Origin of the sequence: Streptomyces desertarenae, from assembly GCF_042681365.1 — a bacterium.
In the GTDB taxonomy this organism is placed as follows: domain Bacteria; phylum Actinomycetota; class Actinomycetes; order Streptomycetales; family Streptomycetaceae; genus Streptomyces; species Streptomyces desertarenae.
On the sequence record NZ_JBHUFU010000001.1, the window covers coordinates 879358 to 893604 of the forward strand.

The 14247-nt window shown below is 72.1% G+C and carries 11 protein-coding genes and 5 pseudogenes; 9 read left to right on the plus strand and 7 right to left on the minus strand.

The features are described from left to right. Nucleotides 1-54 precede the first annotated feature (54 nt). Nucleotides 55-1455, plus strand: coding sequence for an FAD-binding oxidoreductase (locus tag ACFSJS_RS03945; protein WP_380896658.1), 1401 nt, complete (start codon nt 55-57; stop codon nt 1453-1455). Here ACFSJS_RS03945 and ACFSJS_RS03950 read toward each other — a convergent pair. After that, complete coding sequence (locus tag ACFSJS_RS03950; protein WP_380896661.1) at nt 1409-1966, minus strand: GNAT family N-acetyltransferase; 558 nt, start codon at nt 1964-1966, stop codon at nt 1409-1411. The two genes, ACFSJS_RS03945 and ACFSJS_RS03950, sit on opposite strands and share 47 nt — an antisense overlap. A gap of 136 nt (nt 1967-2102) precedes the next feature. On the opposite strand from ACFSJS_RS03950, the gene ACFSJS_RS03955 reads away from it, so the two are divergent. After that, nucleotides 2103-4136, plus strand: coding sequence for a flavin monoamine oxidase family protein (locus ACFSJS_RS03955; protein WP_380896662.1), 2034 nt, complete (start codon nt 2103-2105; stop codon nt 4134-4136). An 89-nt stretch (nt 4137-4225) separates the two neighbouring features. Here the strand turns inward: ACFSJS_RS03955 and wrbA are convergent, their stop codons facing one another. The 3 genes from wrbA to ACFSJS_RS03970 all read right to left on the minus strand — a co-directional run bounded on the left by wrbA (nt 4226) and on the right by ACFSJS_RS03970 (nt 6758). Further along, the gene (gene wrbA, locus ACFSJS_RS03960) at nt 4226-4837 is read right to left on the minus strand and encodes an NAD(P)H:quinone oxidoreductase (RefSeq protein ID WP_380896664.1); all 612 of its coding nucleotides are present in this window, start codon (nt 4835-4837) and stop codon (nt 4226-4228) included. A 184-nt stretch (nt 4838-5021) separates the two neighbouring features. Further along, nucleotides 5022-5699: an HAD family hydrolase gene (locus ACFSJS_RS03965; protein WP_380896804.1), complete on the minus strand. Its 678-nt coding sequence runs from the start codon at nt 5697-5699 to the stop codon at nt 5022-5024. Nucleotides 5700-5783: 84 nt separating this feature from the next. Beyond that, on the minus strand, nt 5784-6758 hold the full coding sequence (locus ACFSJS_RS03970) for a helix-turn-helix transcriptional regulator (RefSeq protein WP_380896666.1): 975 nt from the start codon (nt 6756-6758) through the stop codon (nt 5784-5786). Between the two features lie 140 nt (nt 6759-6898). Here ACFSJS_RS03970 and ACFSJS_RS03975 point away from each other — a divergent pair, with 140 nt between their 5' ends. Further along, on the plus strand, nt 6899-7294 hold the full coding sequence (locus ACFSJS_RS03975) for a RidA family protein (protein WP_380896668.1): 396 nt from the start codon (nt 6899-6901) through the stop codon (nt 7292-7294). 1227 nt (nt 7295-8521) lie between these two features. Here ACFSJS_RS03975 and ACFSJS_RS03980 read toward each other — a convergent pair. Together ACFSJS_RS03980 and ACFSJS_RS03985 are read right to left on the minus strand one after the other, a co-directional pair. Next, nucleotides 8522-8710 (minus strand): annotated as a pseudogene (locus ACFSJS_RS03980) (TnsA-like heteromeric transposase endonuclease subunit); the annotation flags it as partial. Between the two features lie 257 nt (nt 8711-8967). After that, complete coding sequence (locus ACFSJS_RS03985; protein WP_380896670.1) at nt 8968-9621, minus strand: M15 family metallopeptidase; 654 nt, start codon at nt 9619-9621, stop codon at nt 8968-8970. 358 nt (nt 9622-9979) lie between these two features. On the opposite strand from ACFSJS_RS03985, the pseudogene ACFSJS_RS03990 reads away from it, so the two are divergent. The 3 pseudogenes from ACFSJS_RS03990 to ACFSJS_RS27990 form a co-directional block, all read left to right on the plus strand. After that, nucleotides 9980-10441 (plus strand): annotated as a pseudogene (locus tag ACFSJS_RS03990) (helix-turn-helix domain-containing protein); the annotation flags it as partial. 233 nt (nt 10442-10674) lie between these two features. After that, nucleotides 10675-10977 (plus strand): annotated as a pseudogene (locus tag ACFSJS_RS27985) (IS110 family transposase); the annotation flags it as partial. 24 nt (nt 10978-11001) lie between these two features. Next, nucleotides 11002-11109, plus strand: a pseudogene (locus ACFSJS_RS27990) (IS5/IS1182 family transposase); the annotation flags it as partial. A gap of 900 nt (nt 11110-12009) precedes the next feature. Here the strand turns inward: ACFSJS_RS27990 and ACFSJS_RS04000 are convergent. Beyond that, nucleotides 12010-12366: pseudogene (locus ACFSJS_RS04000) on the minus strand (VOC family protein); the annotation flags it as partial. 166 nt (nt 12367-12532) lie between these two features. Here ACFSJS_RS04000 and ACFSJS_RS04005 point away from each other — a divergent pair. From ACFSJS_RS04005 to ACFSJS_RS04015, 3 genes are all read left to right on the plus strand, one after another. Then, on the plus strand, nt 12533-12946 hold the full coding sequence (locus tag ACFSJS_RS04005; RefSeq protein ID WP_380896674.1) for a helix-turn-helix domain-containing protein: 414 nt from the start codon (nt 12533-12535) through the stop codon (nt 12944-12946). A gap of 15 nt (nt 12947-12961) precedes the next feature. Continuing rightward, nucleotides 12962-13768 (plus strand): hypothetical protein, encoded by an 807-nt coding sequence (locus ACFSJS_RS04010; protein WP_380896676.1) that lies wholly within the window; start codon nt 12962-12964, stop codon nt 13766-13768. Between the two features lie 90 nt (nt 13769-13858). Further along, nucleotides 13859-14200, plus strand: coding sequence for a DUF2516 family protein (locus tag ACFSJS_RS04015; RefSeq protein WP_380896678.1), 342 nt, complete (start codon nt 13859-13861; stop codon nt 14198-14200). Nucleotides 14201-14247: the final 47 nt, after the last annotated feature.

The window sequence follows — 14247 nt, forward strand, 5'->3', positions numbered from 1 at the left end:
GCCATATGATCCAGATCTTGGACTTATGGACGGTCGGCGGCCACGCTGGAGGGCATGGAGCACACCGCACCCACTCCGCCCTCCTTCACCGGCCCGGTCCTCCGCCCCGGCGAGCCCGGCTACGCCGAGGAGGTCGCCGGCTTCCAGACCGCCGCCGCGCACCGCCCCTCCCTGGCCGTCGGCGCGGTGGACGCCGAGGACGTGCGGCTGGCCGTGGCGTACGCCGCCGAGCACGGGCTACCGGTGGCGGTGCAGGCCACCGGGCACGGGCTGTCGGTCGCCGCGGACGGCGGCGTCCTCGTCGGCACCCGGCGCATGGCGGACGTCGAGGTCGACGCGCCCGCCCGTACCGCGCGCGTCGCCGCCGGGGCGCGGTGGGGTGCGGTGGTCGAGGCGGCCGCGCGGCACGGCCTGGCCCCGCTCAACGGCTCGTCACCGACCGTCGGCGCCGTCGGCTACACCCTCGGCGGCGGCATCGGCCTGCTGGCCCGGCGGTACGGCTACGCCGCCGACCACGTCCGCGCGCTGGAGGCCGTCACCGCCGACGGGCGGCTGCGCCGGCTCGGCCCCGGCGACGAGCTGTTCGGCGCGCTGCTGGGCACCGGTGGCAACTTCGGCGTGGTGACGGCGGTGGAGCTGGAGCTGTTCCCCGTGCCCGCCGTCTACGGCGGGCAGCTCGTCTTCGACGCCCCGCTGGCGGAACGGGCCGTGGAGACCTGGCGGCGCTGGACGGCCGACGGGGTGCCCGAGGAGATGACCTCCTCCGCCGTCCTGCTCCGCTTCCCCGACGTCCCGGCCGTCCCCGCCCCCCTGCGCGGCCGGTACACCGCCTCCCTGCGGATCGTCTTCGCCGGCCCCGAGGAGGAGGGCGAGAAGCTGGTGGCGCCGCTGCGGGCGGCCGGCGAGCGGCTGGTGGACGACCTGCGGCCGATGCCGTACGGCGAGTCCGCCGCGATCCACCGCGAACCCACCACCCCGCACGCCTACACCGCCACCAACGCCCTGCTGCGCGAACTGCCGCCGGAGGCGCTGCGCGCCGTGCACGGCACGGTGGGGCCGGACTCCCCCGTCGACTGCGTGGTGGACGTCCGCCACCTGGGCGGGGCCCTGCGGCGGCGCGGCCCGGCCGGGGCGGCGGTGGACCACCGGGACGCGGAGTACGTCGTCCGCGTCCTCTCCTTCCCCGGTCCCCGCACCGGCCCCGACGCGATCCGCGAGCGCCACGCCCTGCTGCGCCGGGCCCTGGAGCCGTGGACCGCGGGGCACAGCCTCGCCTTCCTCTACGGGGACGGCGAGCGCGCCGGCGAGGCGCAGACGCGCGCCGGGTACGAACCGGGCACCTACGAGCGCCTGGCCGCCCTCAAGGCCGTCCACGACCCGCACAACCTCTTCCGCTTCAACCGCAACATCACTCCGGCCGCGGGACCGGCCGGCGCAGCGCCAGCCACGCCGTGACCGTCCCGTCGCCGTGCCGCTCCAGGTCGGCCCCCGCCGCCGTGAGCAGGCGGCGGGTGGCGGCGTTGGCCGCTGCCGTCCGGGCGAACAGCCGGGCGGCGCCGCCCTCGCGGGCCGTGCCGGCGAGGCGGGCGAAGACCGCCGTGCCCAGCCCCCGGCCCCGGTAGGAGCGCCCGAGCCACAGCCCCGCCTCGACCGCGTCCGGCTCCGGCCCCGGCGCCAGCCGGGCCGCGCCCGCCACCGACTCCTCCACCTGTCCGGTCTCGCCCGTCTCCGCCACGACGACGGCGTACACGTCCTCCGCCCGGTCCGCTCCCAGGGACCGCGACCGGTGGAAGCGCACGAAGGCGTCCCGCTGCTCGTCCGTCCACCCGGCGGGCCCGCCGTCCGCGCCGTCCGTCGGCATCACCTCGCGGGGGTCGGCCCCGGCGACGGCCGCGGCCAGCAGCGCGGGCAGCAGTTCCTCGTCCAGGGGGCGCAGGGTGACAGGAGAGGGGCTCGTAAGGGTCATGGGGGAACCATGCCCAACCCGTGCGCCGTCACCCAACGCCTTTTCACACCCGAAAGTCGTTCCCGTACGGGGGAATTCGGCGGGTCGGCCCGTGCGCCGCCTCCCCCCGGCGGCGGTGTGGCCGTAGTCAGGGGCCATGAGCCTCCACACAGACCATCACACCGGCGAGACCGGTTCCTCCCTGTCGCGCCGCCGGTTCGCCGCGGGCGCCGGTACGGCCGCCGCCGTCGCCGGACTCACCGCCGCCGCCCCCGCGGCCCCGGCGGCCGCCCCCGCCGCGCCGCTGCCCGGCACCCTGCCCGCCGCCGCACCGGCCGCCGACCGGGAACGCTGCCTGGCGGTGGCCCGCGCCATCCTCCTGCTCGACGAGCGGAACACCGAACTCGCCCCGCGCTACGCCGAGATCCTCCACGGCGGCGGGCTGCCCCGCGCCGGCGCGGGGGCACCGAAGAAGGTGCTGGTCGTCGGAGCGGGACCGGCCGGCCTCACCGCCGCGCTGCTGCTGCGGCGCGCCGGGCACCACGTCACCGTCATCGAGGCCAACGGCAACCGGGCCGGCGGCCGGATCAAGACCTTCCGCACCGGTGGCCACGAGGGCGCGGCCCAGCCCTTCGCCGACCCCCGGCAGTACGCGGAGGCCGGGGCCATGCGCATTCCCGGCAGCCATCCGCTGGTCATCGGGCTGATCGACAGACTGGGGCTCAAGCGCCGCCGCTTCCACCTGGTGGACGTCGACGACCAGGGCAGGCCCGCGTACCGCACCTGGATCGACGTCAACGGCGTCCGCGTCCGCCGCGCCGACTACGCCAAGGACCCGCGGGCGGTCAACCGGTCCTTCGGCGTGCCCGAGAAGTACTGGGACCTCCCCGCCGCGCGGATCCTCGGCCGGGTCCTGGACCCGGTGCGCGACGAGTACAGCACGGTCGGGCCGGACGGCAGGCGCGTCGACAAGCCGCTCCCCGAGCGCCTGGAGGGCTGGGCGCGGATCGTCGAGCGGTTCGGCGACTGGTCCATGCACCGCTTCCTGACCGAGCACGCGGGGTTCGACGAGCGCACCGTCGACCTGATCGGCACCCTGGAGAACCTCACCTCGCGCCTGCCCCTGTCCTTCCTGCACAGCTTCATCGGCTGGTCCCTGATCAGCCCGGACACCACCTTCTGGGAGCTGGAGGGCGGCACCGCCACCCTGGCCGACGCACTGCTGGAGCAGGTCCGCGGCGCGGTGCGCTTCGACCGCCGCGCCACCCGCATCGAGTACCGCGCGCAGGGCGGCGGGCGGAAGGGCCGCGACGACACCCCGCACATCGGCGCGGACGGCCCGGCGGTGTGGATCGACACCGTCTCCGAAGGGCGCGACGGCATGGTGGTGCGCGAGCAGTTCACCGGCGACTGCGCGGTCCTCACCGTGCCCTTCTCCGGGCTGCGGCAGGTGCAGATCGCCCCGCTCCCGTCCTACCGCAAGCGGCGGGCCCTGGCCGAGCTGCACTACGACAGCGCCACCAAGGTGCTGCTGGAGTTCAGCCGCCGCTGGTGGGAGTTCGACGAGGACGACTGGCGGCGCGAGCTGGAGGCCGTCCGCCCGGGCCTGTACGACGAGTACCGCACCGGGAGGGCCCCCGACGACGGCAGCCTGCTGGGCGCGCACCCGTCCGTGCCGGGCGGCCACATCAGCCCCGCCCAGCGCGTGCACTACACCGCGTGCCGCTGGATCTCCCGCGACCAGCCGGAGGCGGCGGGCGTGATCGGCGGCGGATCGGTGTGCGACAACCCCAACCGGTTCATGTTCAACCCCTCGCACCGCGTCGAGGGCAGCGAGGGCGGGGTGCTGCTGGCCTCCTACAGCTGGGCCGACGACGCGCGGCGCTGGGACTGCCTCGACGACGAGGCCCGCTACCCGTACGCCCTGCGCGGCGTGCAGCAGGTGTACGGGCAGCGGGTGGAGGTCTTCTACACCGGTGCGGGCCGCACCCAGAGCTGGCAGCGGGACCCGTACGCGTACGGCGAGGCGGCGGTGCTGCTGCCGGGCCAGCACACGGAGCTGCTGCCGGACCTGGGCACCCCCGAGGGTCCGCTGTTCTTCGCGGGTGACCACACCTCCATCAGGACGGCGTGGATCGAGGGGGCCCTGGAGTCGGCGGTGCGGGCGGCGCTGGAGGTCCACCGGGCGTAACGTCACGGGGCACGGGAGGGGGAGGGCGGTCCGTCACCCGCCCTCCCCCACCTCGCGGGCCTTCCGGGCCCCGGTCCGCCGCGCGTGCCTCAGCCCTCGCCCTTGAGCCGTCCCGCGATGCGCACCACGCGCTGCGCCATGTGGTCCAGGGCCGTGTACTCGGTGTCGGTCAGCGGCGCGTCGTTGTTCGGGCCGGTGACGTGGGAGACGCCGTAGGGGTTGCCGTCGGCGAACTTCAGCGGGTCGGTGTAGCCGGGGGCGACGACCAGCCCGCCGAAGTGGTGGATGGTGTTGTACAGGGCCAGCAGCGTCGACTCCTGGCCGCCGTGGTCGGTCTGGGTGGCGGTGAAGCCGGCGTACACCTTGTCGGCGAGCAGGCCCTGCTGCCACTGCGGCCCCAGGGTGTCGAGGAACTGCTTGAGCTGGCTGGCGACGTTCCCGTAGCGCGTGGGGGTGCCGAACAGCACGGCGTCGGCCCACACCACGTCGTCGGCGGTGGCGTTCGGCTCGTCCTTGGTGCGGTCGAAGTGCTGGCTCCAGGCGGCGTTGGAGGCGATGGCCTCCTGCGGGGCCAGTTCGGCGACCTGCCGCAGCCGCACCTCCGCTCCCGCCTGCTCCCCGGCCCGGGCCAGGTGTTTGGCCATGCCGTGGACGGTGCCGGTCGCCGAGTAGTAGACGACGGCCAGTTTGACGTTGCTCATGTGGTCTCCGACTCCTCGCTCGCGCCGGCGTCGCGGGCACCGGCGCGGTCTGTTCACCGTCTGACGTCGCCAGTACCTTATGCACCTTTTGCGCAAAAAGATGCTGTGCCCTGGCGTGGCGGACGCGCAGGTGCCCCGACACGGCACCGCGCGCCCCGACGACGGGTGCCGCGGAGAGAAGTAGTTAAACCTTGTACTTCTCGGCGGGTCCCGCGGGCAGGAAGGCGAGCGCCCCGCGGAGGTCGGCGGGAGCGCGGTAGTGCAGGGCCCCCATGCCGAGCGCGGCGGCGGCCTCCACGTTCTCCCGGCGGTCGTCCACGAACAGGCAGCGCCCGGCGGGAACGCCCGCCCGCTCCACCGCGATCCCGTAGATCTCCGGATCCGGCTTGGCGACCCCCACCAGGGCGCTGTTGACCACGTGGTGCGCGAGCCCCTCCAGCCCCATCGCGGCCAGGTCCTCCTCCAACCCCAGGGAGGCGTTCGTCACCAGCACCACCGGAAGGTGCTCCCGCGCCCGCCGCAGCAGGGACACGACCTCCCCGTCCGCCCGGAAGGGCGCTCCGGCCAGCGCCGCGCCCAGTTCGCGCGCCTGCTCGCACGGCACCCCCGGTCCGCCGGCCAGGGCCCGCGCCACCGACTCCGCCCACCGCTCGCGGGTGGTCCGGCCCAGCAGCAGCGGCAGGTCGACCTCGGGTGCGAAGGCCACCGAGGCGGTCGTTCCCACCGGCAGCCCGGCGGCGCGTTCCAGGGCCGCCAGCCGGGTGGTGTCGTAGAAGCGGATCACGTTGTCGAGGTCGCACAGCAACGCGTCGAAGGGCCGTGCCGGCGTGACGGCCGGCCGGCGGCTGCTCGCGGACCGCACCGCTTCCACCGCACTCCTCGCCGTCGTCGGGGCCGGGTGGCCGATGGGTGGAACAGTGCGGTCCGGAACGGGCCGTCGGGCCGCTCAGGACGGCGGACCATAGCGGGCGGTGATCGCGGCGGCGCGGTCGCGCAGGGAGGCGCGCAGCCACTGCGGGGCCAGGACTTCCGCGCGGGTGGCGTGCTGCCACAGGGCCCATTCGGCATGTCGCGCATCCTGGAAGACCACGTCCAACCGCAGCCGGCCGTCCGTGTCGGCGTCCTCGGCGCAGACGGCCAGAGCGGTGCCGACCAGGTGTTCCCGCTGCGCCGGGTCCACCCGTACCAGCACGGCGACCTTCTCACCGCCGGTCCGGAAGCGCGCGTTGCGCTCCTGCCAGGCCCGGTCCAGGTCGACGGTGTCCGGTCGCTGCGCGGGTTCGTCGAGCTCCTCGGCGGCCAGCACCCGGGACAGCCGGTAGGTGCGGTCCTCGCCGCCCCTCTTGGCCAACAGGTAACCCTGTTCGCGCACGGTCACCAGGCCGATCGGATCCACCGTGCGCCACCTCGGGGCCTGGCCCACCGCCGCGTAGTGGATGCGCAACCTGTGTCCGGCGAACACCGCGCGCCGGACCTCGGCCGCGATGGCGTCGGACACCTCCTCGACGGCGACGCGGCGAGAGAGGAGGTCGGTCTCCGGATCGACGAGTAATCGCCGCGCCGCATCGGCCGCGGTGTCCCGAAGGCCCTCGGGCAGCGCGTCGACCACCTTGAGCATGGCCGAGGCGAGCGCGGAACCCAGGCCGAACAGCTGCGCGCCGCGCCGTGATCCGGCCACGAGCAGGGCGAGCGCCTCGTCGTGGTTCAGGCCGGTGAGCGCCGTCTGGAAGTCGGGCAGCAGTGCGAAGCCGCCGTGCCGGCCGCGCTCGGCGTAGACCGGGACACCCGCCGCGGACAGCGCGTCCATGTCGCGCAGCACGGTGCGGACGGACACCTCCAGCTCGCGGGCCAGCGCCCCCGCGGTCATCCGACCGCGCTGGCGCAGCAGGAGCACCAGGGAAACCAGCCGGTCGGCGCGCATGCGAAAAACCCTACCCACATACATGACCGAGGGTGTCACGTTTTGCTGGAAGGCTCCTTTGCGCGTCGTCGGAAACCGGCGAGTGCCGCGTTGCCGAACGTGCGCAATTCAGCCAACCGAATGGATGGAGTGAGCCGGTGATGGAACGCACCGCGGTCAACCCGGTCACGTGGTCGGTCGAGATGGGCTTCAACCAGGGCGAGGTCGTCTCCGGGCACTCGCGGACCCTGTACATCTCGGGGCAGACCGCGATGAGCCGGGAGGGCAAGCCCGAGCACGACGGTGACATGGCCGCGCAGCTGGCACTGAGCATCGACAACATCGAGGCGGTGCTCGCCGAGGCCGGCATGTCCCTGTCGAACCTGGTCCGGCTCAACGTCTACACGACCGACGTCGACCTGCTCTTCCAGCACTACGGCGTGCTGGCGGGCCGCCTGGGCGCCGCCCGGGTCGCGCCGACCACCACCATGCTCGGCGTGACGCGCCTGGCGATCCCCGGCCAGCTGGTCGAACTCGAGGGCACTGCCGTCGCGTGATGCGGCCCCGCCTCCTCCGCTGCTCGTGCCCGTGAACCGGCACGGGCAGCGGGCACGTGGTGGATTCCGGACCCCCGCGGCGGTGACGTCCGCGCCGCGGGCCCCGGCCGCGGCCGGGGCCCCTGGGCACCGGCCCGGCTCAGCCGCGGACACGTCGACCGCCGTGCGGCCGACGCCGGACGCCCGGCAGGTCGGCTGGAACCGGACGGGATCCGAGGCACCGCAACGGGACGGGAACCGCTGGGGAATCCTCCGGCGGGCCGTCATCACGAAGAAGGACCCGTCGATTTCCAAGCAGGGACCGACATCGTCCGGCCGGTATCCGCTCCGCAGCCCGCCGGCGAACTCCTTCCCGGAACCGGATTCGCGGGGGCGCTGACCGTTCGACGGGGACGTACTCAGGCGGGCTGCGTCGCCGTCTCGACCCGGCTGCGAGCCTGGTCGGCCTCGACCTGTCGACGCAGTCGGCCGCGGTGCCGGTGGACTCTTCCGTCTTCGCGGCCAAGACCTCAGCGATTGCCGGCACCACCCGGTCGTCAGCCCGTCCCGTTGGGGAGGACAGCCGGGTCTTGCGGTGATCGACCAACCCCCACAGACCCTGTTCGCGGTGGCGCCGTCGCATCCGCTGAACGGTCGCTGCACTCGTCTGCCAGCCACTACCCGCAACTCCGCCGCCTTGACCGCCACCCGCTCCTCCACCGTGTGGCGGACCGGGCCGTATTCAGGACGGGACCGGGCAGTGGGATCAGCGTCCGGCGGCTTGCCGAACTCCACTTCGGTCACGTGCCGTTCCCAGGAAGCCGCCTTCTCGGCTTCCGGCTCCGGCAAGATGTCCGACAACGCGAACGGCGGAACGCGGCCTTGGCCGACATCCTGGCCGATCAGCTCGAAGTCCTCCGCGGCCAGCAGGTGAGAGAACAGAAGCAGGCTCACCGTCCCGGCTCGTCGACGAGCCGCACCGTCGTCCCGGACAGGCCGACGACCGTGCGCAGCCGACCGCCCAGTTGGACTCGGTCCCCGACCCTCAACGCTGCCCGTGGCTCCGGGCGCCCGCTCACCGGACCTCCGGCCGCGAGGCCAGTGTGGCATCCGGCAAAGGCCGTGACAGATCCGCTGTGAGCCGTCCCTGCCAGAGCAGATGGAAGACCACCGGCAGTACCGCGATCGGATCGCCGAACGTGCGTTGCTCCGATGCAGCGGCCGGCAGTCCACCACCAGACCTCGCCCGTCCCTGAACCGCACGAAGTAATCCGGTGCGCGCGAGACCCGCTTGCCACGCTCGTCCGTCCAGAACAGCCACAACGGCTGCGACAGCAGCCCCGTCACATCAGGTGTGAAGTCGAGCAGCATCGCGTGATCCCGCTCCAGCCAGGAATCGAACCCCACATGTCCGCCGGTCGTCGCCGACCAGCACAAACCAGGAAATGCCGCTGACCGCGATATGACGGAAACCCCGCGCGGGCAGACCCGCCTCGAACTCCGCGCTTGCTGCCTTCGCCAACGGCAGCCCGGACTCGCCCGCGGAGTCCTGCCACCCGACCTCGACCCCGTGCACCGTCTCCGGTGCTATCCCTGCCTGCCCACACACACCCGTGGAGGCCACTGTGCAGATTCGTGCGTCTTCTCAGTCAGAACGGGACGAAACCACTCTCGCAGGTGGCAGCCCTCGAACCTCAGTCGAGTTCCAATGGCCCGTAGATGGCGTGACTGGCGCCGGTAGCAAGCGCCCAGTAGCGATCGCCGTAGGACCAGTGCCACCACTCGGTCGGGTAGTTCACCAGGCCAACCCTCATAAGGGCCTCGGTGAGGATCTTCCTGTTGGCTCGCGCCTCCGGGCCGATGTTCTGGGCTGCGGTGTAGCAGGCGCCCTCACTCGCTTCCGGGCTGGCATCCACCGGCGTTCCCATGTCGAGTTCCTGGCCCTCGGCATTGACGAGAGTCAAATCAACAGCAGCACCAGCGCTGTGCGGCGCGATCTCCGGAGGAGACACGAACCGGCTTGCAGCAGCACGGACCTGCTCTGAGGACCAGCTGGGGTTATCGTTCCGGAGCCCTTCGGCGTACCTCTCGAAGTAGAAACGCTGCAGCCCAGGTGGCCGATACCCTTCGACGAACAGCAAACCGATGCCCTCTGGCAGAAGATGCCCCGCCTCAATGAGGCGGTTCAAGACCCCTTCACGCAGGTGCGCAAAGGCCCCGGAATCGCCCTGCTCGCGAGTGTCGACGGGGAAGGGGCCGTGACGCCGGACATCAAGGAGCGGTTCGCCGCAGTCCTTCACCGGTATGGCTGCGATCTTCGGATCTGACATCAAGACGATCTCGGTCATGGACCGATCATTGCGTACCGACCCCGACGGCATCCGCTCATTCGTCTGATCAGAACCACTGGGGCTGCGCATACCGCCCCGCACGTTTGGCGAGACTCCGCAGGTCCGCTGGGAGCGGACACCCATCGTGCTCGGGCTCACCCGCTGCGACTTCCAGCGTTAGCCGTCGCCTGGACGGTCCCCGACCTGGGGCGTTCCCTCGTGATTCCAGCTCTTTCTGTCATCAGATTCACACGGCAGTTGTCACTGAGCGTTTCCCAACTTGCCATCAAGGGCCGGCGCTTGGGCTGACAGGCAGGCGAAGCCCCTGGTAGATGGGTTTTCGACCAAGAAGAACCACCTCCACCAGAGGCTTCGTGTGCTTGTCTGCCCGTGCGGCACCGACGTGTCCAGCTCCGCCCTGCGCTTCCTGTCCTCCCCTCTCCGTCAACGGCGTCGGGAGCTCGGTACCAGGTGGCGGCGCCTGAGCCCAGGCCGGCAGGCCCTGCTCACGCTCGCCCATCTCCGCAACGGCCATCCGTATGCCCGGCTCGCGGCCGGGTTCGGCACCGGGACCACGGCCGCCTACCGGTACATCACCGAGGCGGTCGAACTCTTGGCCGCGCTTGCCCCTACCCTCGCGGAGGCGGCCCGGACGGCATCGTCGAAGGCGTTCGTACTGCTCGATGGCACCCTGCTGCCGATCGACTGGGGGCACCTCCCGGCCGGCTACTTGTGGGCCGCACCGGCTCTGCCCGGTGCCGTCCACGACGTCCGGGCCGCCCGCGAGCACGACATCGTCGACGCCCTCGCCGAGGTCGGCATTACCTGCCGGGCGGACAGTGATGATGGGTGATGGTGTCGCCGACAGGTCCGACGCCTGGGCTGACTGACCGGGCCTCCCGTGTCCTTCCCTTGATCTGTCGGCCTGATCGGCGACGCCGTCGCACGCGGCCGGAAGGGCGTCGTGACTTCATAGGAGCTTGTGCGAGAAGCCCCGTCGCTGTCGTGTCCGCCCGGTCCCGACCGGGCGCGTGCTGCTCTGTCCGTACGATGAGAAGGCAGCAGCCCGGCATGACCGATCAGCACCCCGAGAGCGAAGTCTTCGCCGGGGTCGACACCCACACCGACACCCACCACGCCGTGGTGGCCGACCCGCTGGGGCGGCCTGTGGCCGACCGGGAGTTTCCCACCACCACGCAGGGTTACCGCGCCCTGCTGGCGTGGCTCGGCTCGTTCGGTGTCGTGCGGACGATAGGCGTGGAGTGCACTGGTTCCCACGGGGCCGGGCTGACCAGCGTGCTGACCGCGGCCGGCCTGATGGTGGTCGAGGTCAACGTCCCCGACCGTGGCACTCGCCACGCTCGCGGCAAGTACGACGCGATCGACGGTCGAGCAGGCCGCGTCACCCTCAAGTCCTGGCGGCTCCTCCGCAAACTGCGGTGCTCGACCATCCGCACCACCAGCCTCGTCCGAGCCGTCCCCTGCCTGCATCTGACCAGCTCAGACCGAGGATGGAAAACGCTCACTGCCACCATTGCGGAGAACTGGTCCAGAACCGTCACAGCAACGCTCTCATCGCCCGTCCCCGGGACAGCGAGTTGCATCCCCTCCGGTGCAGAGGGACCCCGAGGCAGGGAAAGCTACGGGCAGCGAGCCCGGCCTGCGGAGCCGATCTCACCCCGGCTTCCCGGGACACAGATCCGATACCCAAGGGTCCCGATCGCGGCATGCCCTCTTCGCGCTGCAAAGAAGGCTCCTGTCGTTCCTCTCCCCGGACGATCCCAAACAGGTCAGCAGCGCCGGACGGATCATCCCCACTGCGCAGTACCTCCAGGGCCTCCGCGGCGTCGTCGCTCTGATCTTCATGACCTGGCCACAAGCCCGGTCCCACGCAGCTACTCCTGAACCGGCACGGGTGATCGACGCTGAGGCCGCACGGCGCCACGGGCTGTTCCACCGTCGCGGCGCGGAGCCACGGAAGAACCTGCGGTCGACCGCATACACCGACCCTCCAGACGCCCCCGTCGCCACGGGTGCCGTCCTCGAAATCGCGGGCCGCCTGCTCCGCTCACCCGATGAAGATGCCGCAGCCGAACTCCTCCCCCTCGTCGAGGAGGCCGAACGGATCCACCAGTCGATCAGCTACCCCCTCCGCAGCCCTTGCGGTGCTTCGATTCCGCTCCTGGTCGTCCTCGCCCACCACCCCGAGGCAGCCGAAGCCGCCGCGACCACATCCAGCGCATCGCGGAAGGACACTCCATCCGCGCGACGAGCAGTTGTGACTCGAGTTGAGCGGCGTGGTCGGCGAGCACGCCGAACGCGCCCCGGCGCAGAAGCTCTCGGCGCCCCGGATCGACCGGGACACCGAACCCCCACGGGGGGGAAGGTTTGCTGTCAGGACCGGGCGAGGATGCAGAACTTGTTGCCCTCCGGGGCAGCGGGGACCGTCCACGGCACGTCCCCCTGGCCCACATGGGCGGGCGTCGCACCGAGAGCTTTGAGACGCGCGACCAACTCCGCCTGGTGGACCGCAGAGGTGGTGGCGAAATCGACGTGCACACGATTCTTCGCTGCCGTCTTGGGTTCCGGGACGGCGATGACGTCGATGCACACGCCGACCGGGTCCAGCCAGTCGAAGCCGACGGGTTTGGCGGCGGTCGCGCCCGATCCCTCGCCGGTGACACTCCAGCCGAGCGCCTCCGCCCAGAACCGGCCGACCGCCGAGTCATCAAGGGCCTTCACGTCCACCGGGACAGGTCGCATGTCACGCCGGCGATCCCATGCACCCGCTCTGCACGCCACAGCCGTGACAACAAGCGGTGGAATGTGACAGCCAACGCTGGAAGTCACACCCGCGGGAACCACCCGATGGAGCAACTCCAGCAAGCACATGCTTGCAAAAGTTAGCGGAACAGGGCACGGTGGAGGCATGGCTTCACTGCATGTCGGCAACCTCGGCGAGTTCCTGCGGGAGCAGCGGCGCAGCGCGCAGCTCTCCCTGCGGCAGCTCGCCGACGCCGCCGGGGTGTCGAATCCGTATCTCAGCCAGATCGAGCGCGGACTGCGGAAACCCAGCGCCGAGATCCTCCAGCAGCTCGCCCGGGCGCTGCGGATCTCCGCCGAGACGCTCTACGTCCGGGCCGGAATCCTCGACGAGAGGGAGCAGGCCGGCCTGGAGGTGCGCAGCGCGATCCTGGCCGACACGTCGATCAACGAGCAGCAGAAGCAGGTGCTGCTCCAGATCTACGGGTCGTTCCGCAAGGAGAACGGACACGCCGAGGACGCCTCCGCCGCAGAGGCCGAGGACGCCCCCTCCACCGACGCGAAGCCCCGAGAACCGTAACCAGGAGGGACCCTCATGCCCGACAAGAGCACCGGCGCCGCCGGTACCGCGACCAAGGCCACCAACAAGGCCGGCGACCTGCGCAAGGCGCTGGCCGACCCCACGCCCCTGTACTTCGCCGCCGGGGTGATCGACAAGATCCGCGAGGTGGCCCCCGAGCGCCTCGCCGCCGTCAAGGACAAGACCGCCGACCCCAAGGCCGTGCAGGAGCGCCTCGCCCAGCAGGCCAAGCAGACCCAGTCGCGGCTCACCTCCGCCCTCTCCGGGCTCGACACCGACCTGAGGAAGCTGCGCGAGCAGGCCCAGCACCTGGCGTTCCAGGGCATCGGGCTCGCCGCCGAGTACGCCGTGAAGGCCCGCGAGGGGTACGGCGAGCTGGCCGAGCGCGGCCGGGGCGCGGTGCGGACCTGGCGCGGCGGGGAGGAGAACGGCGGCAAGGCCGTCGTCAGGACCGCCCCGGCCTCGTCCCGGCGCGGCGAGGCCGTCGTCGTCGAGGCGGGCGGGGAGGAGGGGAGGCCGCGCTCCGCGCGGAGCGGCACCCGCCAGGGCACCGCGCAGAAGACCGCCGCCCAGAAGACCTCGGCGCAGAAGACCGCGGCCCAGAGGACCGCCACCCGGAAGACCGCGGCGGAGAAGAGCACGGCCCGCAGGGATGCCGCCGGCACCGCCGGGGGGACCGGCGCCGAGGAGCCGACCCCCAAGACCGTCGCGAAGAAGGCCACCGCGAAGAAGGCCACCGCGAAGAAGACCGCCGACGGGTCCGCCCCGGGGTCCTCCGCGCGGACGGCCGGCGGGACGGACGCGGGCACGAGCCGGTCGTGATCCCCCCGGGACCGGGCACGCCCTTCGTGTCCGGTCCCGGTACCGGTAGCGTGGGGACCGACGACCGGCTACGGACGGGATGGTGCCAGAGTGCTTCTGGAGGGTTTCTACGGGCTGATGTCCTGGGTGTTCCTGGGGCTGCTCGTGTTCAGCATCTTCTGCTTCGTCGACGCGGCCCTGCGCCGCGAGGACGCCTACCGGGCCGCGGACAAGAAGACCAAGGGCTTCTGGCTGATCATCCTCGGTGTGACCGTGGCGGTGAACCTGTTCCTGAGCATGATCTTCCTGGTCGTCGCCGGTCTGATCGCCAACATCGTGTACATGGTGGACGTGCGGCCCGCGCTCATCCAGGTCGGCGGGGGCGGCCGGGGCGGCTTCCGCCGCGGCAGCAGCAGCGACGGCCCCTACGGCCCGTACAACGGCGGCCGCTGAGCGTCCGCGCTCCCGCCCCCGGCGGCGTCCCCCGGTCGCGGGGCGCC